Source organism: Burkholderia semiarida (assembly GCF_029268935.1).
Taxonomy (GTDB): domain Bacteria; phylum Pseudomonadota; class Gammaproteobacteria; order Burkholderiales; family Burkholderiaceae; genus Burkholderia; species Burkholderia semiarida.
The window spans coordinates 751,671-771,492 of record NZ_JAHLCL010000008.1; the positions used below are offsets into that span (position 1 = coordinate 751,671).

The window sequence follows — 19,822 nt, forward strand, 5'->3', positions numbered from 1 at the left end:
GCCGGCGTCGGCCAATCGATACGATGCACCCATTCCGGAGAACTTGCAGGGGGCCGGAAGGCCGTGCGGCGGTTTTCGACGGGTTTTCGGGCGGCCCGCCGCGGCGGGGCTTCGCATGCATGCGGCGCTCGCATGGACTTTTCGATGCCGCGGCAGCGGGATGCATCCACGACGATAAGCAACGCGGAATTAATTGGTAAGCGATCGGCGGGAGGCGCGCGAAGATCGGCGGTCGTCAATCGCATGACAGCCTTTTTTATCCGCCACCATGAAGAATCCTTTCGTTTCGTCAGCCGCGCGCCGCACGCGCGGCGTATCGCACGCCGGCGCGGCGCTCCGCTGCATCGCCGCGTCGTTGCTGTTGGCGGGCGCCGCGACGCACGCGCTCGCGGCGCCCGCGGGCAAGACGCTCGTGTACTGCACCGAAGGCAGCCCGGCCGGTTTCGATCCCGGCCAGCACACGACGAGCACCGATTTCGATGCGAGCACGTACCCGGTCTACAACGGGCTCGTGCAGTTCAAGCGCGGCACGCTCGATCTCGTACCCGCGCTCGCCACGAGCTGGGACGTGTCGCCCGACCAGCGCACGATCACGTTCCACCTGCGGCGCGGCGTGAAATTTCAGACCACCGCATGGTTCAAGCCGACGCGTCCGTTCCAGGCCGACGACGTCGTGTTCACGTTCCGCCGGATGCTCGACCCGGACGATCCGTTCCGCAAGGCCTATCCGGTCAGCTTCCCGTATTTCAGCGATCTCGGCTTCGACCGCAACATCGAGCGCATCGAGAAAGTCGACGACTACACGGTGCGCTTCGTGCTGAAGTCGCCCGACGTCGTGTTCGTGCGCAATCTCGCGATGGCGTTCGCGTCGGTGCTGTCGGCCGAATATGCGGGGCAGCTCGCCGCGCGCCATCGGGAGTCGGACATCAACCAGTTCCCGGTCGGCACGGGGCCGTTCGTGCTGCGTACGTACCAGAAGGACGCGCTGATCCGCTACGACGCGAATCCCGACTACTGGAACCCGGACGACGTGAAGCTCGCGCGCCTCGTGTTCGCGATCACGCCCGACCCGGCCGCGCGCTTGCAGAAGCTCGTGGCCGGCGAGTGTCAGGTGTCGGCGTTTCCGCGGCCGGCCGATCTCGAGACGGTGCGGCGCGACCCGAAGCTGACGCTGTTTTCGGGGACGGGCTTCAACGTCGGCTTCGTTGCGTACAACACGCAGCATCCGCCGCTCGATCGCGTCGACGTGCGGCGCGCGCTCGACATCGCGATCGACAAGGCGGCGATCATCAAGACCGTGTTCAACGGCGACGCGACGATCGCGACGAACCCGATGCCGCCCGCGCAATGGTCGTACAACCCGCGCCTGAAGGACGCGCCGCGCGATCCGGCCGCCGCGAAGGCGCTGCTCGCGCAGGCCGGGTTTCCCAACGGCTTCGACCTCACGCTGTGGGCGATGCCCGTGCAGCGCCCGTACAACCCGAACGCGCAGTTGATGGCGCAACTGATCCAGCAGGATTGGGCGAGGATCGGCGTGCGCGCGAGGATCGTCAGCTACGAATGGGGCGAATACAACCGCCGCGCGAAGCACGACGGCCAGCACGACGCGATCCTGTACGGCTGGTCGGGCGACAACGGCGACCCCGACAACTGGCTCGGCACGCTCCTCGGCTGCGACGCCGTGCACGGCAGCAATCTCGCGAAGTGGTGCAACAAGGACTTCGAGCAACTCGTGACGGCGGCGCGCTCGAATGCCGATGTCGCGAAGCGCACGGCGCTGTACGAGCAGGCGCAGGTGGTGTTCAAGGACCAGGTGCCGTTCACGCCGATCGCGACGTCGATCGTGTCGCTGCCGATCTCCAGGCGAGTCCACGGGCTGACGTTCTCGCCGCTCGGCGGGCACCGGTTCGACGGCGTGTGGCTCGATTGACGGAAGGGGGGCCGGCGCGCCCGTGCGCACCGGCGTTCGCCGCGTCAGTCGAGCGCGACGGCCGCGGCCGTTTCGACCGGCGTGCCTTCGAGCGCGACCGACGGCCGGCCGTCGGGGCCGACCGGCACGTCGCCGACGAGCGTCGTGCGATATAGCTGGCGGTCGAAGTCGAGATCGAAGATGTCGACGGGCGCGAGATGCGCGGTCGCGCGGTTGTCCCAGAACGCGATGCTGCGCGGTTCCCACTTGAAGCGGATCGTGAATTCCGGCCGCGTCACGTGCTCCCACAGCAGTTCGAGCAGCGCCTGGCTCTCGCGCGGCGTCAGCCCGACGATCGATTTCAGGAAGCTCGGGCTCACGTACAGCGCGCGTTCGCCGGTTTCCGGATGCACGCGCACGAGCGGATGCTCGGTCACGAGCGGGCGGCGCTCGACCGCATCGTCGAATGCGCCGGTCGCGCGCGCGCCTGGCGGCGGCGTGAAGCGATGGATGCCGCGCAGCGTGTCGACGAAGCCGCGCAGCGGCGCGGACAGCGTTTCGTAGGCGCGCACGAGGTTGGTCCAGTGCGTGTCGCCGCCGTACGGCGGGATCGTCACGCCGCGCAGGATCGATGCCCACGGCGGATTCACGGCGGCCGTCACGTCGGTGTGCCAGCCGGTCCAGGGCCGGCGCACCGGTTCGCCTTCGAAGCGCGTCGCCTTGCGATGCTTCGCGATCGAATAGACGGCCGGATGGCCGTCGACATGCCCGAACACCGGGTGCCCGACCGTCGGCTCGCCGAACTGCGCGGAGAACGCGACATGCTGCTCGTGCGTGAGAAATTGTTCGCGGAAGAAGACGACGCGCCATTTCAGCAGCGCGGCGCGGATCGCCGCGATCTGCGGCGTGGTCAACGGTTGCGTGAGGTCGACGCCGCGGATTTCCGCACCGATGTGGGCGGACAGCGGGATCACGTCGACCGGCTGCGGGGCGGGTTCGAGTAGGGCGCTCATGCGACGCTCCTGGCGGAAGTGAACGGGGAAGACGGACGACATCGTTGCGCGTGCAAGCGTCGGTCCGGTGGCGCGAGGTTCATGGCGGGTGTCCGGCAGGGAGTGGCGCGGCGGCGCGCGGGAAAAAGGGAAAGGAAACAGGCAAAAGGGCGCCGCCGCGGGACATGGACGTTATTGCAGCGTGGCGCCCGGCCCCTTCAGCAGGACGCTCCGGCGGCCGTCGATGCCGACCGGCACGTCGCCGTGAACGGTCGCACGGCGCACGACCCGGCGCGCATCGCCGTAGTCGTTGATCGCATAGTGCTGCGTCGCGCGGTTGTCCCAGATCGCGACGTCGCCCTCCTGCCAGTTCCAGCGCACGGTGTTCTCGAGACGCGTCACGTGCTCGTGGAACACCTGCAGCAGGTGCGCGGAATCCTGCGCCGACAGCCCCTTGAGCCGCTGCACGAAGTGTCCGAGCACGAGCGTGCGCTCGCCGGTTTCCGGATGCACGCGCACGACCGGGTGCTCGGTTTCGTAGACGGTCGACGTAAACACTTCGCGGTAGCGCTTCAGTTGCGCATCGTCGGCGTGCACGTGCGTCGATGCATAGTCGTAGGCGTTCGTGTGCAGCGCCCACAGCGTGTCGGCGAGCGCGCGCAGCGAATCGGGCAGATGCGCGTACGCGGCGGCCGTGTTGGCCCATACGGTGTCGCCGCCGAACGGCGGGATCACGACCGCGCGCAGGATCGAGACCTTCGGGTACGCATCGACGAAGGTCACGTCGGTGTGCCACGAATTCGCGCGTGCGCCGTGCGCGGAATCGAGTTCGAGCAGCGCCGCGCTGCCGTCGACGGACGGCACGGTCGGGTGCGCGACCGTGTCGCCGAAGCGGCGGGCGAACGCTTCCTGCGCGGTGTCGTCGAGATGGTGCTGGCCGCGGAAGAACAGCACCTTGTGGCGCAGCAGCGCGGCGTGGATCGCGTCGAACGTCGCGTCGTCGAGCGTGGCCGACAGCCGCACGCCGGAAATTTCGGCGCCGATCCGGCCGGCGACCTGGCGAAGCTGAAGCGGGACGGCGGCCGTGCGCGGCGCGGCGTGCGAAGCAGGCGAAGGCGAGTGAGCGGCGTGCTGGACATCGGACATCGTGAGTCTCCTGGAGTCGGGTCGGTCGAGCCTCCATTCAAGCAGGCGCCGCGCGGATTCGGAACCGATGAATCGTCACAACCTTAGCGTGCGGGCTGCGCTGAACGATATGTGTCGTCCTGCTGAGCAATGCAAACGCGTTGCATCGCTACCACGCGAGCCGCCATTCGCCGATCGGGTGCGCTCGCGCCGCGTCGATGCGCCTGCCGCCCGACGCGTCGTCGCCCGACGGGTCGCTGTCGTCGAAATCGGCGAGCACCGTGGCGCGCAAGCGCGCGAATGCCGGCGAATCGCGCCGGCGCGGGCGCGGCAGCGCGACGTCGACGATGCGCGCGATGCGGCCCGGACGCGGCGCCATCGTGACGACACGGTCGCCGAGATAGACGGCTTCGTCGACGTCATGCGTGACCAGCAGCATCGTGATGCGTTCCTGTTCCCAGATGCGCAGCAGTTCGTTCTGCATCTTCGCGCGCGTCTGCGCGTCGAGCGCGCCGAACGGCTCGTCGAGCAGCAGCACGCGCGGCCGGTTCACGAGACCGCGCGCGATCGCGACGCGCTGCGCCATCCCGCCCGACAACTGGTTCGGAAACGCGTGCTCGAAGCCGTTCAGCCCGACGAGGGCGATGTGTTCGGCGACCGCACGCCGTTTCGCGGCGGCGTCCAGCGGCGCGTTGCGCAGCGCGGCGCCGATGTTCTGTTCGACGGTCAGCCACGGAAACAACCGGTGATCCTGGAACACGATGCCGCGCTGTAGCGACGTGTCGCGCACGCGTTCACCGCCCGCGCGGATTTCGCCCGTGTAGTCGGTGTCGAGCCCGGCGACGAGCCGCAGAAGCGTGGACTTGCCGCAGCCGCTGGCGCCGACGATCGTGACGAATTCGCCGGCACGCACGTGCAGCGATACGTCGTCGAGCACGGCGAGCGCCGCGTCGCGTCGCGCGTAGTGCTTGCTTACATGGAGGATGTCGAGCGAATCGGAGGCGAGGGTCGTCATGGCGGTACGAAGAAGGGGGCGGAAAGGAGGCAAGGGGCGCTCAGCGCGTGAGGTCGCCGCGCCGGGCCAGCACCTTGCGCTCGATCGCTCGCGCGGTCGCGTTCAGCGCCCAGCCGGTCACGCCGACGACGATGATCCCGAACAGCACGAGATCCATCCGGAACTGCTCGCTGCCGTCGATCAGCGTGTTGCCGATCCCGCTGCCGGCGACGAGCAGGTATTCGGCGCCGAGCGTCGCGAGCCACGAATAGATCAGGCCGAGATACAGGCCGGTGAAGATCGACGGCAGCGCGGCCGGCAGGATCACGTGGCGGATCAGCTGGAGCCGCGAGTAACGCAGCGCGCGGGCGACGTCGACATACGCGCGCGGCACCGCGTGAATGCCGTCGCAGGTATGGGCGGCGACCGGCAGTAGCGCGGCGAGCGACAGGAACACGACCTTCGCGACGTCGCCGAGGCCGAACCACACGGAAATCAGCGGAATCCACGCGAACAGCGAGATCTGCTTGAACGTGTCGAAGCTCGGGCCGACCATCCGCGCGGCGATGCGCGACAGCCCGAGCACCGCGCCGAGCAGGAGGCCGCCCGTCGCGCCGATCGCGAACCCGCACGCTTCGCGCGCGAGCGACGCCGACAGCGCACGGCCGAGCGCGCCGCTTGCCGCCTGCGCCCACGCGGTGTGCAGCACGTCGGCCGGGCCGACGAGCAGCCCGCTTGTCGCGAGATGCGCGGAAGCGATCGCCCACCAGAGCGCGAACGCCGCGAGCGGCAGCACGAAGCCGCGCCAGTCGGGCACATGCGGACGGCGGGCGGCCGCGGCGGATGTAGCGGTGGTAGCGGTGGTAGCGGGCGGTGTGGCTGACGGCGCGGCGGCATGCGGCACGGGCGATTCTCCTTCGGTTGGGCGGGCGGGCCCGTTCAGCCGCGAAACGCGGACGGCACGCCGCGGCGCAGGCGCGCTTCGAGTGCGTCGAGCGCCCGGTTGATCAGCAGGCCGACCGCGCCGACCACGACCACGGCTGCCATCACGAGATCGAGTTGGAACAGTTGCCGCCCGTACACGATCAGGTAGCCGAGCCCTTCGGACGACGCGACGAGTTCGACCACGACGAGCGCGAGCCACGACTTCGTGAACGCGAGCCGCACGCCGGTCGCGAGCGTCGGGATCGCGGCCGGCAGCACGACGTGGACGATGCGTTGCCGGCGCGTGTAGCCGAACCCGCGCGCGACTTCGTCGAGGGCGGGCGGCGTCTGGCGAAACCCTTGCAGCGTGCTTAGCGTGACGGGGACGAGCGCCGCATGCGCGATCAGCAGGTACTTCAGCGGCTCGCCGACGCCGACGAGCAGCAGCAGGAACGGCAGCCAGCCGAGCACCGGGATCTGCACGAGCGCGTTGAAGCTCGGCAGCACGTAGGCTTCCAGCGTGCGCGACAGCCCGAGCGCGACGCCGATCGACACGCCGAGCAGCGTGCCGGCCGCGAAGCCGACGAGCACGCGTTGCAGGCTGATCAGCGTGTGGCGCACGAGATCGCCGTTCGACGCGAGCTCGGCCAGCGTGTCGACCACGCGTTCGGGCGGCGGCAGGATTTGCGGCGCGATCCAGCCGCGCGCGCTGCCCACGCTCCACAGCGCGAACAGCAGCGCGGGCAGCACCCACGGCGCGAGCCGCCACGCGAGCCGTTCCAGCGCGGCCGCGCGGCGCGGCGGCACGGCGAGCGTGCGCGACTCGGACGACGGGACGGGAAACGCGGTGTCGCTCATCGGGGTCGATCCGGTCAGGAGAGAGGCTTGCCGGCCGCGTCATAGCGCGGCCAGTAGTTTTCGAGCTTCAGCGTGCGCAATGCATGGTCGAGATACTTCGGCTCGAACCAGCCGTCGACGTCGACCGGCTGACGGATCAGCTTCAGGTTCAGCGCATCCTGCGCGACGGCCTTGTAGCGCGCGACGACGAACGGGTCGATCAGCGGGGACAGGCGGTCCTTCAGGCGCTGGTTCGCATAGTCGGCCTGCCACGACGTGTACGGCACGCCGCTCTTCGCCCACAGCTTGAACAGCGCATCGCGGTTCGCCTCGTCGGACGACCATTGCGCGCCCTTCACGAACGCGGTGACGACGCGCTGCACGATGTCCGGGTGCGCGCGTTCGAAATCGTCGAGTACGAGCAGGTGGGTCTGGCGCGTCAACTGCGGGCCGTCGTTCTGCGATTCGTAGATGATTTTCGCGAGGCCCGCGTCGCGCAGCTTGTAGAGCCCGTAATCGCCGACCGACGCGTCGATGCCCTTCGACGCGAGCGCGGCGAGCGAACTGGCGGCGTCGAGATTGATCACGCGCAGGTCGCGTTCGCCGAGGCCGTTCTTCGCGAGCGCGTTGTCGGCGACGAGCTGCAGGTTGGTGCCGCGGAAGATCGACACGCGGCGGTCCTTCAGGTCCTTGATCGAGCGGATCGTGGAGTCGGGCGGCACCGCGATCTTGATGCCCGATCGCACGCTCGCGGCGAGCAGCAGGCGCGTCTTGATCCCGTTCGAGCGCGCGAGCACGGCGGGCAGGTCGCCCTGGTATGCGAAGTCGAGCGCCTTGTTGGCGATCGCCTCGTTGACGGCCGGCCCCGCGCCCTTGAAGAACAGCCATTCGACCTTGATGCCGTCGGCGGCGAATTCCTTTTCGACGAGCTGCTGCAACTGCACCGTCGCGGCGCTCGATCCGCCGAACGTCGGTGGGTCGCCGGCGCCCTGCTGGGCGACGCCGATGCGGAGAATGGCGGGCTTGTCCGCGTGCGCGGCGGCGGCCGGCAACGCAACGAGGGACGCGATCAGCAGTGATCGCAGCAGGCGCAGTGGAAGCATGAATCGATGGATCCGGAACGTTGGGGAACGAGGCCGGGCCGCAGCCCGTCGGGTCATTCTCGATGACGCCCGGAGGCCGGACAAGCAACGATTTGAACTATGCTTATCGCCGCGCGGGGGATCGCGGGAGGGACCGAGCGCGCTGCAGCAGCACGAGCAGCGCGATCGACGTGATGGCGGGCCCGATCTGCGGCAGCATCATCCACGGATTCAGAAACTCGTACAGCGGCAGCGCCCACATCGCGGCGACGGCGCATTGCTCGCCGCGCCGCCAGCCATGCTGCGAGCCGATGGCGATCATGCAGGCGATCGGAATGCACAGCCACGACAGTTCGTAGTGCCAGACATACGGATTGGCGGCGAGCGTCGCGACGACCAGTACCGCGCCGCGCAACCGCGCGTCCCGGCTGCGGCGCCAGACCTGGCACGCCGCCGCGAGCGCGATCGCCGCGACGGCGGCCTGGCCGGCGAACGCGGCGGCGGGCGACAGGCCGGCAAGCCGAAACGCCGCGAATGGTGTCGGCGACGCGAACCAGAACGGCACGCCATGCTCGATGATCAGCGAGCGCAGCGCGCCGGCATTCCGCAGAAACAAGCGAAGCGGTTCCATGCCGCCCGCCGCGATGCCCAGTGCGGTGATCGCGATCGCCCATGCCGCGGCCCATGCGAACGCGCGCCACGCGCGCGCGGCGATCAGCACGAACGGGAACAGCACCGCCAGTTGGGGCTTGACCGACAGGAGTCCGATACACAGGCCGGCCAGCATCGGCCGCCGGTCGACGAAATACACGGCGAGCGCCGCACACGCGGCGGTCAGCATCGCGTTCTGTCCGTACATCGCGGTGACGAGCACCCCGGGGCACGCGAGCAGCGCAAGCCAGCCGATGCGTGTCGCGTCGGGCACGGCGCCGAGCCCCGATACGCGCCACACCGCGAGGCCGAGCAGCACGACGCCGAGCACGACGAACAGCGGATAGCTGATCGCATAGGGCAGCAGCGCGAGCGGTGTCACCGCGAGCAGATACGACGGCGGGTACAGCCACGGCAGGAATGCATGGCGGCCGGCCAACGGGAACAGTCCGGCGAGCGCGCGCGAGAACGCGGGGATGTCGTAGGCCTGCCACGGCGAGCCGTGGAGCATCAGATGGGACGCGGACCAGAACACCATGTACCCCGAACCGGGGCGGAACGTGCCCGGTTCGGTCGAGCGAAGGCCGATCCAGAGCAGGACCGCCCCCAGCAGTACGCCGATCGCCAGCATGACCGCACTGTAAAGCGCGATGCGTGCGGGGGTGAGCCAGGCGCGGACGGGTCGTTCGCCGCGCCGTATCGGCGAGCCGGAAATATCCATGCGGCGCTACTTGGCCGACAGATTGCGCGGCACTTCGGAAAGCCGGTTGTGCACGCGGTAGCAGAGGGCGGCCGCCATGCGTTGCATCAGCGGATCGCACATCCGGTCGGTGCGCTTCGTGGCGACGACCTCGGCGCCCGCGTGCCAGCGTTCGAGCATCGCGGGAATCAGGGACGGTGGGCCCTGCAGGTCGGCGTCGGTCAGGATCACGGCCGCGCCGGCCGCCTCGTCGAGGCCCGCGGTGAGCGCGGCCTCCTTGCCGAAGCGCCGCGTGAGATCGACGATGCGTACGCGCGGATCGGCGACCGCGATGTCGATCAGCTTGTCCAGCGCGCCGTCGCGGCTGCCGTCGTTTACGCAAACGATTTCGAAGCGCGCGGTGCCGATCGCTTCCGGTATCGGAACGGTGGTCGCGAAGAACGCATCGATCGCTTCCGCTTCGTCGTGAAACGGCGCGACGAGCGATACCAACGGCTTCAGGGTGTGCCTGGACATACGTCCCCCGTGAGATCCGGTCTGCGGCGCGTTGTCTGGTTCTGTTGCCGGCGAACGTGCGGAAACGGGCCCGGACCGGTGCGCATGTCGCGGTTATGACGGCCTCGCTGGCTGCCGCCGGCCGGGGCGGCGAACCGTCGGATCATTCTACGCACGAACGGCACGCGAGTGACAGCATGCGCGGGTTTGCTCGGGGGGATTTTCCGCGATGCCGCCCGTGCCGAGGGGCGTTGGCGTTCGGACCGGTCTGCATACGCGCGCAACCGTTAGCATGTTGCTGTCACGACGGTAACGGAGAGGGGCATGCAAGTCCAGGATCTGACAGGCGCGGCGCTGGATTACTGGGTCGCGATCGCGGAAGGCCATGATGCGCCACGTGCCGACGCGTACGGATGCACGTCTGTTCGCACGGCGGGCGGCGTGCCGGCGCCGTTCGCGCCGTCGTCGTCCTGGGCGGACGGCGGCCCGATCGTCGATCGGCGGCCGTTCGCCGCGTTCGAGCGCGATGGCGGGCGGGGCGCGTGGCGCGCCGTGTTGCATCGGGCCGTGCCGGCCGCGGGCGAGCGCTGCACGTTCAACCAGTCGGGGCCGACGCTGCTGATTGCCGCGATGCGCACGGTCGTCGCGTCGACGTTCGGCGACGACGTGCCCGACCTCGATATGGCGCGCCCGCGCTGACCGTGCGTCGCGCGCCGCGCGGCGCCACTCAGGCCGACACGTTCCGGATGGCGATCGACGCGACGTCGACGCGGCGCGGCAGGATCGCGTCCGCCGCCGCGCGATCGGCGACGCGCTGCAGCACGTCGATGTCGGCGCCGCTGAGGCTGCGCTGCGCGAGCGCGGCCCGGCGCGCGATATCGGTGGCGGCGTCGGGCGGCAGACGCGTGAGCGACGCATAGACGCTCGCGTAGTCGGCCGGGTGCGCGAGCGCCCATTGGCCCGCACGGGCGAGCCGCGCGAGCACGTCCGCGAGCGCTGCGCGCTTGCCGCGATCGTCGAGCGTTTCGACTGGCGACGTGAGGAACGCGAGCCCCGAGTTGATGCCGCTGCCGTCGCGGACGATGCGCGCGCCGCGTCGCACCGCATGCCCGTAGTACGGATCGAACGTGGCCCAGATGCCGATCCGCTTCGCCTCGAACGCGGCGAACGCGTCGACCGGCAGGACGAAACGCACCTCGACGTCGCGCGGCGCGAGCCCATGTTCGCGCAGCGCGCCGTACAACTGGTATTGCGAGATGCTGCCGCGCGCCGACGATACGACGACGGTTTGTCCTTTCAGGTCGGCCACGGTGCGAACCGGCGAGTCCGGCTGCACGACGATGCCGAGCGACGTCGGCGAGCCGACGCGCGTCGCGACGATCCGCAGCGACGGATCGCCGAGCGCGGCCGTCAGGACGGGCAGGTCGCCGGCCGGCGCGAGATCGATCGCGCCCGCGCGCTGCGCTTCGAACAGCGGCGCGGCGCCCTGGAAGTTGGCCCAGCGGAACCGGTACGGCGTGCCGTCGAGCACGCGCGCCGCTTCGGCCAGCGCGCGCAGGCCGCCGGCCTGGTCGCCGAGCACGAGCGTGACGCCCGACAGGTCGGCGCCGGCCGCACGGGCGGGCAGTGCGAGGCCGCCCGCGAGCGGCGCGGCGGCGAGGGCGGCAAGGCGCTGCAGCGCGCGGCGGCGCGCTGTGGCGAAAGGGTGGGTCATCGGCGGCGTGTCCTCGGTGATCCGCGCGCGGACGGCGCGGCTGCCGGGCAGGTTACGGAATCGGTTTCCGGCCGACAAACATCGAATCGTGAAATGCATATTCGTGCGGAGGGCGGCCGGTTTGGCCGGTGCGGCGGCGCCCGACCCGGCGCCCGGGCGCGCACGTCTTACGCGGCCGGCCGAATCGTCCGCAGGAATGCCCGCACGGCCGGCGCCTTTTCGAACCGCCGGTGCGCGAGCGCGAGCGCCGACATGATCGGTTTGCCGGCGATCGGCCGGTACACGACGCCCGGCAGCGACACGCAACCGGCAAGTGCATCGGGGATCACCGCGACCCAGCCGTTCACCGACACGCACGCGAGTACCGCGAGCAGGCCGCCCGGCCGCGCGGCGACGACCGGCGCGAAGCGGCCGCGGCGCGCGACTTCGAGCGTGCCGAGCGCCTGTTCGGGCACAGCGAAGCGCGCGTCGGCGAGGTCCGCCGCGCGCACGGTCGCCATCGCCGCATAACGCGAATCGGCCGGCACGGCCGCGACGAACACGTCGCGCTGCAGCGTGACGATCCGCAGGCCGCCGGGCAGCGCCAGCGGCGGGCGCACGTACGCGAGGTCGAGCCGGCCCGTGTCGAGCTGGTTCGCGACGTCGTCCATCGGCACCTCGCGCAGGTTCAGCTCGATGCGCGGGTGCGCGGCGCGGAACGCGCCGACGGTGCGCTGCAGCGTGCCCGAATAGACGGCCGACGACACGTAGCCGATCTCGATCCGGCCGAGTTCGCCGCGTTCGGCCAGCGCGGCGAGTTCGCGGCCTCGCTGCAGGTGCTCGACTGCGGCTCTCGCTTCCGCGAGATAGGCCTCGCCGGCCGCGCTCAGCGTGACGGCGCGGCGCGACCGGTGAAAGAGCCGCACGCCGAGCACGCGCTCGGCTTCCTGGATCTGCCGCGTGAGCGCGGGCGGCGCCATGTCGAGCGCCTCGGCCGCGCGCGCGAAATGCAGGTGTTGCGCGACGCTCAGGAACGCGCGCAGATGACGGAATTCGAGGTGACCCATGGTTGCAGTTTTCGTCAATGAAACAGCATGGAAGTATCAATGACAGGCAATACCGGGCGAGCCTAGCATACGGCTCGTTCATCCTGTTCCGGAGTGGCCGATGTCTCAGTCTTCACCGGCGTCGCGCGCAAGCGCGGCCGCCGCCCCGCCCGCCGGCGTCCGTCTGCCTGCCGCCGCGACGCTCGCCGTCGCGTCCGCGACCTGTTCGCTGATCGTGCTCGACACGAACGTGGTGGCCGTCTCGCTGCCGAGCATCGCGCGCGGCTTTCACGCGAGCTTCGCCGATATCGAGTGGGTCGTCAGCGCGTACATGACCGCGTTCGCCGCGTGCCTGCTGCCGGCCGGCGGGCTCGCCGACCGCTTCGGGCGCAAGCGGATGCTCTTCGCGGGCCTCGCGCTCTTCTTCATCGCGTCGCTCGGCTGCGGCGTCGTGCCGTCGGCGGGCTGGCTGATCGCCGCGCGTGCGGTGAAGGGCGGCGGCGCCGCGCTGCTGCTGACCGCGGCGCTCGCGGTGATCGCGAACCGTTTCCCGGACGGGCGCGAGCGCGCACGCGCGTGGGCGATCTGGGGCATGTGCATGGGGATCGCGACGGCCATCGCGCCGCTCGTCGGCGGCGCGATCACGCAATGGATCGGATGGCGCTGGGTGTTCCTGCTGAACTTGCCCGTCTGCCTGCTGCTGGCGGCCGGCGCGCACGTCGCGATCGACGAATCGAACGATCCCCATGCGAAGCGCGTGGACGTGGCCGGCAGCCTGCTGTTCGGCGCGGCGCTCGCCTGCGCGATCGCTGCGCTGATCGGCGCGCCGTCGCACGGCTGGCTGTCCATCGCGACGCTGGGCCGGTTCGCGCTCGCGGCGGCGCTGCTGGCGGCGTTCGTCGGCGCGGAGCGCTGGCAGGCGCGGCCGATGATCGATCTCGCGCTGTTTCGCCAGCCGCGCTTCGTCGGCGCCGTGCTCGCGATGTTCGGTTACGCGGCGTGCGCGCAGGTGATGATGACGTTCCTGCCGCTGTACCTGCAAAACGCGTTCGGGATGTCGGCGATCGATGCAGGGCTCGGGATGCTGCCGTTCGCGTTCGCGATGATCGCCGGCCCGTCGCTCGGCGCGGCGCTCGCCGCGCGCGTGTCGTCCGGCGGCGTGCTGGCCGGCGGGCTCGCGCTGATCGGCGCGGGCAACCTCGCGACCGCGGCGCTGACGGGCGGCGGCGACTACCGGCTCGTCGCGCTCGGCATGTTCGTGACGGGGTGCGGCGCCGGCATCATGAACGGCGACACGCAGAAAGCGATCATGGCGTGCGTGCCGCCGAATCGCACGGGCATGGCGTCGGGCATCAGCACGACGACCCGCTTCTCGGCGATCGTCACGGCCGTGGGCGTGCTCGGCGCGGTGCTGGCGGCGAGTACGCATGCGCGGCTCGACGGGCTGCTGTCCGCGACGCCCGGCCTGCGCGCATTCGTCGACGCGCCGTTCATGTCGAGCCTGCTGGCCGGCGACCTCGCGCAGGCGCTCGGCCGCGTGCCGCCATCGGCTGCCGGTGCGCTCGCACAGGCGGCGCCGGCCGCGTTCGCGAGCGGATTCGCCGATGCGCTGAAGGTAAGCGGCGTACTGGCGCTGGTTGCGGCCGTCGTTGCGTACAAGTTGCTTACGCAACCGATGCGCGAACCCGCGTGACGCGGACGCTTGCATGCGCAGCGCATCGTTCTGCTGTCGATGCTCGGGGTCGCTCGTCTCGCTGCCGGTGCGGCTCGCACTCTCACGCGGCACGTATGACCCGGTACGTCCTTTGACGCATCCCGTCAGCCTTTCAGTGCGTCGCGATCGACTTGCGCGTCGTGCAGCTTGCGCATGGCGTCGCGCAGCTTGGCCTGCTTGTCGGCGAGCTTGCGTTGCGCGTTGTTCAGCTTCTTCGCATCGCCGAGCGTTTCGGCTTCATGGGCTCGTGCCTGTGCGTCGCGCACCTCGTCCTGCGCGTGCTGCAGATCGCGCTGCTTGTCGGCGACCTTGCGCTCGGCGCGCGCGAGCTGGCCGGCGTCCGTGCAATTGGCCTTGATCTGTTCGAGCGCGGCCTGCTGGCGCATCGCCTGATGCGTGTTGCCGAATCGCTTCGCGTTGTCGATCTGCGTCTGCAGTGCACGAATGCGTGTCGCGCAATCTTGCGTATCGGCGAAGGCGCCGGTGCTCGCGAGCAGTGCGGCGGGAATGGCCAGGATAACGAGCGTTTTCTTCATGGTGGGGTTCTCGACAGGATAGCGGCCGGGTGAATCAGCGATGCGGTACGGTCGCGGCGATGTTTCGAGAACGCATTCTGACGATTCGGTACCGGGCGCGTAAATAGGACTAGTCTGACTTGAGTCCGAATAGGGAATCGCACGGACCATCCGCGCGTGCACGCGTTGAGCAGCGAATCGTTGCAGGCGCGGGCGGCGGAAGGGGAACGCCGCGTGACGCCTGCGCCGGTCAGTGCGGTTTCGTCGCGAGGCGATGGATGCGTGCCGCTTGCGCGACGCGCGCCGGGTGGGACGCGTGACCATGCGCGGCCGGTGTGCGGCGCGGGCGACGGGTCGGCTCCGAGGAGTCGGCGACGTTCGGTGCGGTTTTCACGGTATCCGCATCGATCCCCGAAGCGGCGATCGCGGCGACGGCCGGCAGCGTCGCGTCGGCGTCGAGCCATGCGCGCGTCGCTTCCGCGATCAGCCCGCGCAGCCACCGCACGCCTTCCACACACGATCCCGATTCGTTCCACGTCATCCGGTACACGATGTCCGGCGGTTCCGTCGGCAGCGCGACCGCGGCGAGCGGCAGCAGCTTCGCGTAGTGCCGCGCGAGCCGGTACGTGGTGGTGAGGATCAGGTCGGCGCGCACGAGCGCATGCGCGGCGAGCTCGAAGTGCGGCAGCGTGACGGCGATGCGCCGTTGCAGGCCCACGCGTTCGAGCTGCCGGTCGATCGCGCCGGACGCTTCGAGCCACGACGGCGTCGGGCATAGCTGCGGCGCCGCCGCGAACGCGGCGGCCGTCATCGCGCCGCGCCGCGCGAGCGGATGCGTCGCGCGCATCAGGCACACGACGCGGTCGTCGAACAGGTCGTCCTGACGGAAGCGCGACCGGCGCGCGGGCCGGTTGTCGATCACGACGTCGAGCTCGCCGTCGGCCAGCGCGCGCTCGTCGTCGAACCCGTCGCCGAGCGGATGAAACACCAGTTGCGCGTTCGGCGCACGCTCGCGAAACAGCGCGACGAGTTTCGGCACGAACAGCACGTTCAGGTAGTCGGGGCAGCCGATCCGGTAGGTGCGCACTGACGTGCGCGCGTCGAACGTCGGCTGCTGGATGCGGATGAAATCGATCACGCGCAGCGCGTTGCGCAACGGCTCGATCAGTCGCGCGCCGAACTCCGTCGGCACCATCCCGTAGCGGCTGCGCACCAGCAGCGGATCGCCGAGCAGCGTGCGCAGGCGCTTGAGCGCGGCGCTCGTCGCCGGCTGCGACATGTTCAGGCGCACGGCCGCACGCGACACGGTACGCTCGGTCAGCAGCACGAGCAGGATGCGCATCAGCCGCGCATCCAGCACGTCGAGCGCGCCCGAGTCGTCGGACGCGTCGCGGGGCGGCGCGGCCGGATCTAGCGGATCGCGCATGTCGATACGCGTCCCGGCGAGGCGAGGCGGCCGCGCGACGCGGCGGCCGGCCGGCGGCCCGTCATTTCGCGAAGGTGCCCGGCCAGCCGACGATCCGCTTCGGGCGCGGCGGCGCGTAGGTGCGGACCTTCGACGTCTTCAGCTTCAGGCGCACCAGCGACTCGGCGAGCGCGACCGCGGCCGATACGCCGTCGACGACCGGCACGCCCGTGCATTCCTCGATCTGCCGGTCGAGGCCGGCCATCCCGCCGCAGCCGAGGCAGATCACTTCCGCATGATCGTCCCGCACCGCGCGCTGCGCCTCGTCGACGATCGACTCGATCGCGCGCGCCGGGTTCTCCTCGAGTTCCAGCACCGCGAGACCGCTTGCACGCACCGACGCGCAACGCGCATCGAGCCCGGCGAGCTTCAGGCGATCCTCGATCAGCGGCACCGTGCGGTCGAGCGTCGTGACGACCGAGTAGCGATGGCCGAGCAGCATCGCGACGCTCGCGGCTGCTTCGGTGATGTCGACGACGGGCGCCGTCAGCAATTCCTGCAGCCCTTCGCGGCCGTGTTCGCCGTAGCCGGCCTGGATCACCGCATCGTACGGTTCGTCGTAGCTCATCACGCGATCCATCACGGCGATCGCCGCGAGGTAGCTCTCGAAGTTGCCTTCGACCGACTCCGCGCCGAAGCGCGGCGTGAGCCCGACGATCTCCGTGCCGGGCGACGCGGCGGCCTGCGCCTGCGCGGCGATCGCGTCGGTGATCGACTCGGTCGTGTTGACGTTGACTACCAGGATCCTCATCCGTGACTCCGTATGCGTGTGTGTCAGTGTCGCGCGCAGGCAACCGCGATGTGTTCGCCCGAGCGCGCTTCGTAATGCCGTTTTCGATCGGCCAGCAGCCAGTACACGCCGCCCGCGATCGCCGCGCCGAGCAGCCACGAGAACGGCGTCATCGCGCTGAAGGCCGGTACGACGGCGAGCGTGATCGAGATCAGCGCGGACGGCACGAGCGCCGCGAGCGCGTTGCGGTTCACGCCGCGCGTGTAGAAGTAGGCGCCGGTCGGCGCTTCGGAATAGAGATCGGGCACGTTCACGCGCTGCTTGCGCACGAGCCAGTAGTCGACCGTGATGATCCCGTACAGCGGGCCGAGCAGCGCACCGAGGCCGGACAGGAAATAGACGATCACGATCGGGCTGTTGTACAGGTTCCACGGCAGGATCAGCACGGCGAGCGTCGCGCTGATGAGGCCCGCGCGGCGAAACGACAGGCGGTGCGGCGCGAGGCTCGTCAGCACGAAGGCCGGCGCGACGAAGTTCGCCATGATGTTCACGGCCACCGTCACGATCAGGAACGCGAGGCAGCCGAGCACGAGGAACAGCTTGTTCGGCACCGTCGCGATGATTTCCGTCGGGCTGTGGATGACGTGGCCGTTCAGCTTGAACTGCGCGCCGGCAAGCACGAAGCTGATCGTCGCGAACACGAGGATGTTGACCGGCAGGCCCCAGAAGTTGCCGACGCGCACCGTCTTCGCGCTCGGCGACGAACGGGTGAAATCGCAGAAGTTGAGCACCAGCGTGCCGTAGATCGCGAGCCACAGCGCGCCGCCCGCGAAGATTTCCGTCCACATCTTCAGGCCGGTCATCGGCTTGCCGATCGACATCGCGAGGTGGCCGCCGGTGCGGCTGAACATCCACGCGGCGAGCGACAGCGTCGTGACGAGGATCACCGGGCCGGCGAGCCCCTCGTACTTGCGGACCATCTCCATCCCGTACGTGAGGATGCCGATCTGCACGAGCCAGATCGCGACGAACGTGATCCAGCCGAGCGTCGACAGCCCGAAGATCGCATTCCGGTCGAACGCGGCAAGGCCCGGCCAGATCGCGGTAAGCAGCACGCGCAGCACGACCGACGCGAGATAGGTCTGGATGCCGAACCATGCGATCGCGATCACCGCGCGAATCATCGCGGGCAGCATCGCCCCGTAGATGCCGAAGCTCATCCGGCTGATCACCGGGAACGGCACGCCGGTTTTCTGGCCCATGTAGCCGGTGAGATTCATGAAGCAGTACACGAGCACCGCGCCGATCGCGAGCGACGCGAGCATCTGCCAGCCCGACAGGCCGAGCGCGAACAGCCCGATCGCGAACGAGTAGTTCGCGATGTTGTGCACGTCGTTGGTCCAGAGCGCGAAGATGCTGTAGCGGCCCCACGTCCGGCCTTCGGCCCGGGTCGGCGCGAGATCGGGGTTGTGCAGCCGCGGGCTCGGCGCGGGCTCGCGCGCGGCCGTACCGTGTCGATGCGATGCGTCGTCCGCGCCGAGCCCGATGCTCGCGCGGTGGATGGCTTCCAGTTGCACGCCGTTGTCTCCTTCCATGTGCGGGGCGCGAAACCGGCCGCGTATGCACGCGGCGCGGGCCCGGCCGCCGTGGACGTTATGTCTCGGATTTGTTCGCGAGTATGGGCGGCAGGTACGGCGATGGGAAATTAAATATTCGGCTGGGGGGCATTCGAAAAACAAATGGAACGCGCCCGGCCGCGCCGGCCGGCGCGCGGCACGCAAATTGCGGGTCAACGGGTTCCCTTCACATCGACATCAGCGGAGGTGTCATGCAGCGATATTCATTTCGTCACGTATCGCGAGCCGTCTTCGCCGGCATCCTGATCGCGGGCCTCGCGGCAGGCGCCGGCTGCCAGAAGAAGAGCGACAACGCCGACTCGGGCGCATCGAGCGGCATGTCGGCCGCGCCTTCCACCGCGCCCTCCACCGCGCCGTCGGGCATGCCCAGCAGCGGGGCGGCCGGCAGCAGCGGCGACACCGGTGCGAGCCTGCCGGGCGCGGCTTCGGCGCCGGCCGGCGCGAGCGGCGGCGGTTGACCCGCGTCCGGGCGGCAGGCGGGCGGCGCGCGAGCGTGTCGCCCACTTCCCGGCCGCCGCAGTGCCCGACGGCAGGTGGGCCAGGCGGACGACGCGCGCGCGCAGCGCTGCGCATGAAAGATTTGCAAGGACCGTTGTAGCGATTTCCGGCCCGGCGGCGACGGCGTGACGCCGGCGTGCGTCGGCCGGCCAAGGAGGTGCGATGCAGAACGCGGAATCGAACCCTACCCCCGAAAAGCAGCGGGAACAGATCGAGAAGAGCCCGGTGAAGACGCCGGCCGCCGGCGACATGCCCGACGCGGCGACCCAGGCCGAGCAGGTCGCGCGGCGTCCGCTGACGCCGGAGGCAGTCGCCGGCAAGATGCCGACCGGCCTGCCGGAGATCGACGTCGATGCGCATGCGGTCGACAGCGGCGATCCGGTGCGTCGGGCCGCCGGCCGGATCGTCACGCTCGACAACGCGAACATGGCGATGACCGACAACACGGTCGACGTCGACGGCAAGGGCATGGAGGCGCGCACCGGCGCGTCCGAACTGCAGGACAACGTGATCTATTCGAACGCGTCGCTCGACGAAGCGGTCGATACGCCCGACGAAGGGCTGGGCGGGATCGAGAGCCGTCCGTCCGGCAACATGCCGCAGATCGCGACGCGGCCGGGCTGGCGCGTGCGCCATGTCGGCGACGTGGATATCGCGCACGGCGACGGCTCGCGTGCCGAGCACGTGATCTGCCTCGAGCGGGTGGACGACTGATAGCCGGCACTGATGCTGGCGGTTTGATCCCGCGACGTTTGATCCCGCGACGTTGGATCCCGGTATACGACACGCGGCGGCCGATGCAATCGCACCGGCCG

General features: G+C 69.8%; 18 protein-coding genes and 1 pseudogene. 5 read left to right on the top strand and 14 right to left on the bottom strand.

Features of this window, described 5'->3' with window-relative positions:
* The first annotated feature begins 268 nt into the window (after nt 1-268).
* Nucleotides 269-1,930 carry an ABC transporter substrate-binding protein gene (locus tag KPB06_RS26700; RefSeq protein ID WP_226094062.1) on the top strand — a complete coding sequence of 554 codons (1,662 nt, stop codon included), beginning with the start codon at nt 269-271 and terminating at the stop codon, nt 1,928-1,930.
* A 44-nt stretch (nt 1,931-1,974) separates the two neighbouring features.
* On the opposite strand, the gene KPB06_RS26705 is transcribed toward KPB06_RS26700, so the two are convergent.
* The 8 genes and pseudogenes from KPB06_RS26705 to KPB06_RS26740 form a co-directional block, all read right to left on the bottom strand.
* Complete coding sequence (locus KPB06_RS26705) at nt 1,975-2,922, bottom strand: TauD/TfdA dioxygenase family protein (RefSeq protein WP_275905917.1); 948 nt, start codon at nt 2,920-2,922, stop codon at nt 1,975-1,977.
* Between the two features lie 171 nt (nt 2,923-3,093).
* Nucleotides 3,094-4,047, bottom strand: a complete 954-nt coding sequence (locus KPB06_RS26710; protein WP_099317290.1) for a TauD/TfdA dioxygenase family protein — start codon at nt 4,045-4,047, stop codon at nt 3,094-3,096.
* Nucleotides 4,048-4,195: 148 nt separating this feature from the next.
* Nucleotides 4,196-5,041 (bottom strand): ABC transporter ATP-binding protein, encoded by an 846-nt coding sequence (locus KPB06_RS26715; RefSeq protein ID WP_089465514.1) that lies wholly within the window; start codon nt 5,039-5,041, stop codon nt 4,196-4,198.
* Nucleotides 5,042-5,081: 40 nt separating this feature from the next.
* On the bottom strand, nt 5,082-5,924 hold the full coding sequence (locus KPB06_RS26720; RefSeq protein ID WP_275905916.1) for an ABC transporter permease: 843 nt from the start codon (nt 5,922-5,924) through the stop codon (nt 5,082-5,084).
* 35 nt (nt 5,925-5,959) lie between these two features.
* Nucleotides 5,960-6,802: an ABC transporter permease gene (locus KPB06_RS26725; RefSeq protein WP_060009457.1), complete on the bottom strand. Its 843-nt coding sequence runs from the start codon at nt 6,800-6,802 to the stop codon at nt 5,960-5,962.
* Between the two features lie 14 nt (nt 6,803-6,816).
* Nucleotides 6,817-7,884, bottom strand: coding sequence for an ABC transporter substrate-binding protein (locus KPB06_RS26730; RefSeq protein WP_059582549.1), 1,068 nt, complete (start codon nt 7,882-7,884; stop codon nt 6,817-6,819).
* 103 nt (nt 7,885-7,987) lie between these two features.
* Nucleotides 7,988-9,235, bottom strand: a complete 1,248-nt coding sequence (locus KPB06_RS26735) for a glycosyltransferase family 87 protein (protein ID WP_275905915.1) — start codon at nt 9,233-9,235, stop codon at nt 7,988-7,990.
* Between the two features lie 18 nt (nt 9,236-9,253).
* Nucleotides 9,254-9,730 (bottom strand): annotated as a pseudogene (locus tag KPB06_RS26740) (glycosyltransferase family 2 protein); the annotation flags it as partial.
* 303 nt (nt 9,731-10,033) lie between these two features.
* Between KPB06_RS26740 and KPB06_RS26745 the strand changes: the two are divergent.
* Nucleotides 10,034-10,408 (top strand): phage protein NinX family protein, encoded by a 375-nt coding sequence (locus tag KPB06_RS26745; protein ID WP_099317293.1) that lies wholly within the window; start codon nt 10,034-10,036, stop codon nt 10,406-10,408.
* A 28-nt stretch (nt 10,409-10,436) separates the two neighbouring features.
* Here the strand turns inward: KPB06_RS26745 and KPB06_RS26750 are convergent, their stop codons facing one another.
* Nucleotides 10,437-11,423 carry an ABC transporter substrate-binding protein gene (locus KPB06_RS26750; RefSeq protein ID WP_059583094.1) on the bottom strand — a complete coding sequence of 329 codons (987 nt, stop codon included), beginning with the start codon at nt 11,421-11,423 and terminating at the stop codon, nt 10,437-10,439.
* Nucleotides 11,424-11,590: 167 nt separating this feature from the next.
* Nucleotides 11,591-12,469 (bottom strand): LysR family transcriptional regulator, encoded by an 879-nt coding sequence (locus tag KPB06_RS26755; protein WP_275905914.1) that lies wholly within the window; start codon nt 12,467-12,469, stop codon nt 11,591-11,593.
* Nucleotides 12,470-12,569: 100 nt separating this feature from the next.
* Between KPB06_RS26755 and KPB06_RS26760 the strand changes: the two genes are divergently transcribed.
* On the top strand, nt 12,570-14,141 hold the full coding sequence (locus KPB06_RS26760; RefSeq protein WP_275905913.1) for an MFS transporter: 1,572 nt from the start codon (nt 12,570-12,572) through the stop codon (nt 14,139-14,141).
* A 125-nt stretch (nt 14,142-14,266) separates the two neighbouring features.
* Here the strand turns inward: KPB06_RS26760 and KPB06_RS26765 are convergent, their stop codons facing one another.
* From KPB06_RS26765 to KPB06_RS26780, 4 genes are all read right to left on the bottom strand, one after another.
* On the bottom strand, nt 14,267-14,698 hold the full coding sequence (locus tag KPB06_RS26765) for a DUF1090 family protein (RefSeq protein ID WP_059582537.1): 432 nt from the start codon (nt 14,696-14,698) through the stop codon (nt 14,267-14,269).
* Nucleotides 14,699-14,927: 229 nt separating this feature from the next.
* Entirely contained in the window at nt 14,928-16,103 is a 1,176-nt protein-coding gene (locus KPB06_RS26770) for a LysR family transcriptional regulator (protein ID WP_275905912.1), read from the bottom strand.
* A 61-nt stretch (nt 16,104-16,164) separates the two neighbouring features.
* On the bottom strand, nt 16,165-16,893 hold the full coding sequence (locus tag KPB06_RS26775) for an aspartate/glutamate racemase family protein (RefSeq protein ID WP_059582532.1): 729 nt from the start codon (nt 16,891-16,893) through the stop codon (nt 16,165-16,167).
* A 23-nt stretch (nt 16,894-16,916) separates the two neighbouring features.
* Nucleotides 16,917-18,467 carry an NCS1 family nucleobase:cation symporter-1 gene (locus KPB06_RS26780; protein ID WP_316374769.1) on the bottom strand — a complete coding sequence of 517 codons (1,551 nt, stop codon included), beginning with the start codon at nt 18,465-18,467 and terminating at the stop codon, nt 16,917-16,919.
* Between the two features lie 233 nt (nt 18,468-18,700).
* Between KPB06_RS26780 and KPB06_RS26785 the strand changes: the two genes are divergently transcribed.
* Both KPB06_RS26785 and KPB06_RS26790 read left to right on the top strand, forming a co-directional pair.
* On the top strand, nt 18,701-18,967 hold the full coding sequence (locus KPB06_RS26785) for a lipase chaperone (RefSeq protein WP_059582530.1): 267 nt from the start codon (nt 18,701-18,703) through the stop codon (nt 18,965-18,967).
* A gap of 202 nt (nt 18,968-19,169) precedes the next feature.
* A complete protein-coding gene (locus KPB06_RS26790) occupies nt 19,170-19,721 on the top strand; it encodes a DUF3005 domain-containing protein (protein WP_275905910.1) in 552 nt (183 codons plus the stop codon).
* Nucleotides 19,722-19,822 lie beyond the last annotated feature (101 nt).

Bases quoted from the DNA above. Each gene is read 5' to 3' on its own strand.
- KPB06_RS26700 (WP_226094062.1), top strand. From the start codon at position 269: ATGAAGAATCCTTTCGTTTCGTCAGCCGCGCGCCGCACGCGCGGCGTA.
- KPB06_RS26705 (WP_275905917.1), bottom strand. From the start codon at position 2,922: ATGAGCGCCCTACTCGAACCCGCCCCGCAGCCGGTCGACGTGATCCCG.
- KPB06_RS26710 (WP_099317290.1), bottom strand. From the start codon at position 4,047: ATGTCCGATGTCCAGCACGCCGCTCACTCGCCTTCGCCTGCTTCGCAC.
- KPB06_RS26715 (WP_089465514.1), bottom strand. From the start codon at position 5,041: ATGACGACCCTCGCCTCCGATTCGCTCGACATCCTCCATGTAAGCAAG.
- KPB06_RS26725 (WP_060009457.1), bottom strand. From the start codon at position 6,802: ATGAGCGACACCGCGTTTCCCGTCCCGTCGTCCGAGTCGCGCACGCTC.
- KPB06_RS26730 (WP_059582549.1), bottom strand. From the start codon at position 7,884: ATGCTTCCACTGCGCCTGCTGCGATCACTGCTGATCGCGTCCCTCGTT.
- KPB06_RS26735 (WP_275905915.1), bottom strand. From the start codon at position 9,235: ATGGATATTTCCGGCTCGCCGATACGGCGCGGCGAACGACCCGTCCGC.
- KPB06_RS26745 (WP_099317293.1), top strand. From the start codon at position 10,034: ATGCAAGTCCAGGATCTGACAGGCGCGGCGCTGGATTACTGGGTCGCG.
- KPB06_RS26750 (WP_059583094.1), bottom strand. From the start codon at position 11,423: ATGACCCACCCTTTCGCCACAGCGCGCCGCCGCGCGCTGCAGCGCCTT.
- KPB06_RS26755 (WP_275905914.1), bottom strand. From the start codon at position 12,469: ATGGGTCACCTCGAATTCCGTCATCTGCGCGCGTTCCTGAGCGTCGCG.
- KPB06_RS26760 (WP_275905913.1), top strand. From the start codon at position 12,570: ATGTCTCAGTCTTCACCGGCGTCGCGCGCAAGCGCGGCCGCCGCCCCG.
- KPB06_RS26765 (WP_059582537.1), bottom strand. From the start codon at position 14,698: ATGAAGAAAACGCTCGTTATCCTGGCCATTCCCGCCGCACTGCTCGCG.
- KPB06_RS26770 (WP_275905912.1), bottom strand. From the start codon at position 16,103: ATGCGCGATCCGCTAGATCCGGCCGCGCCGCCCCGCGACGCGTCCGAC.
- KPB06_RS26775 (WP_059582532.1), bottom strand. From the start codon at position 16,893: ATGAGGATCCTGGTAGTCAACGTCAACACGACCGAGTCGATCACCGAC.
- KPB06_RS26780 (WP_316374769.1), bottom strand. From the start codon at position 18,467: ATGGAAGGAGACAACGGCGTGCAACTGGAAGCCATCCACCGCGCGAGC.
- KPB06_RS26785 (WP_059582530.1), top strand. From the start codon at position 18,701: ATGCAGCGATATTCATTTCGTCACGTATCGCGAGCCGTCTTCGCCGGC.
- KPB06_RS26790 (WP_275905910.1), top strand. From the start codon at position 19,170: ATGCAGAACGCGGAATCGAACCCTACCCCCGAAAAGCAGCGGGAACAG.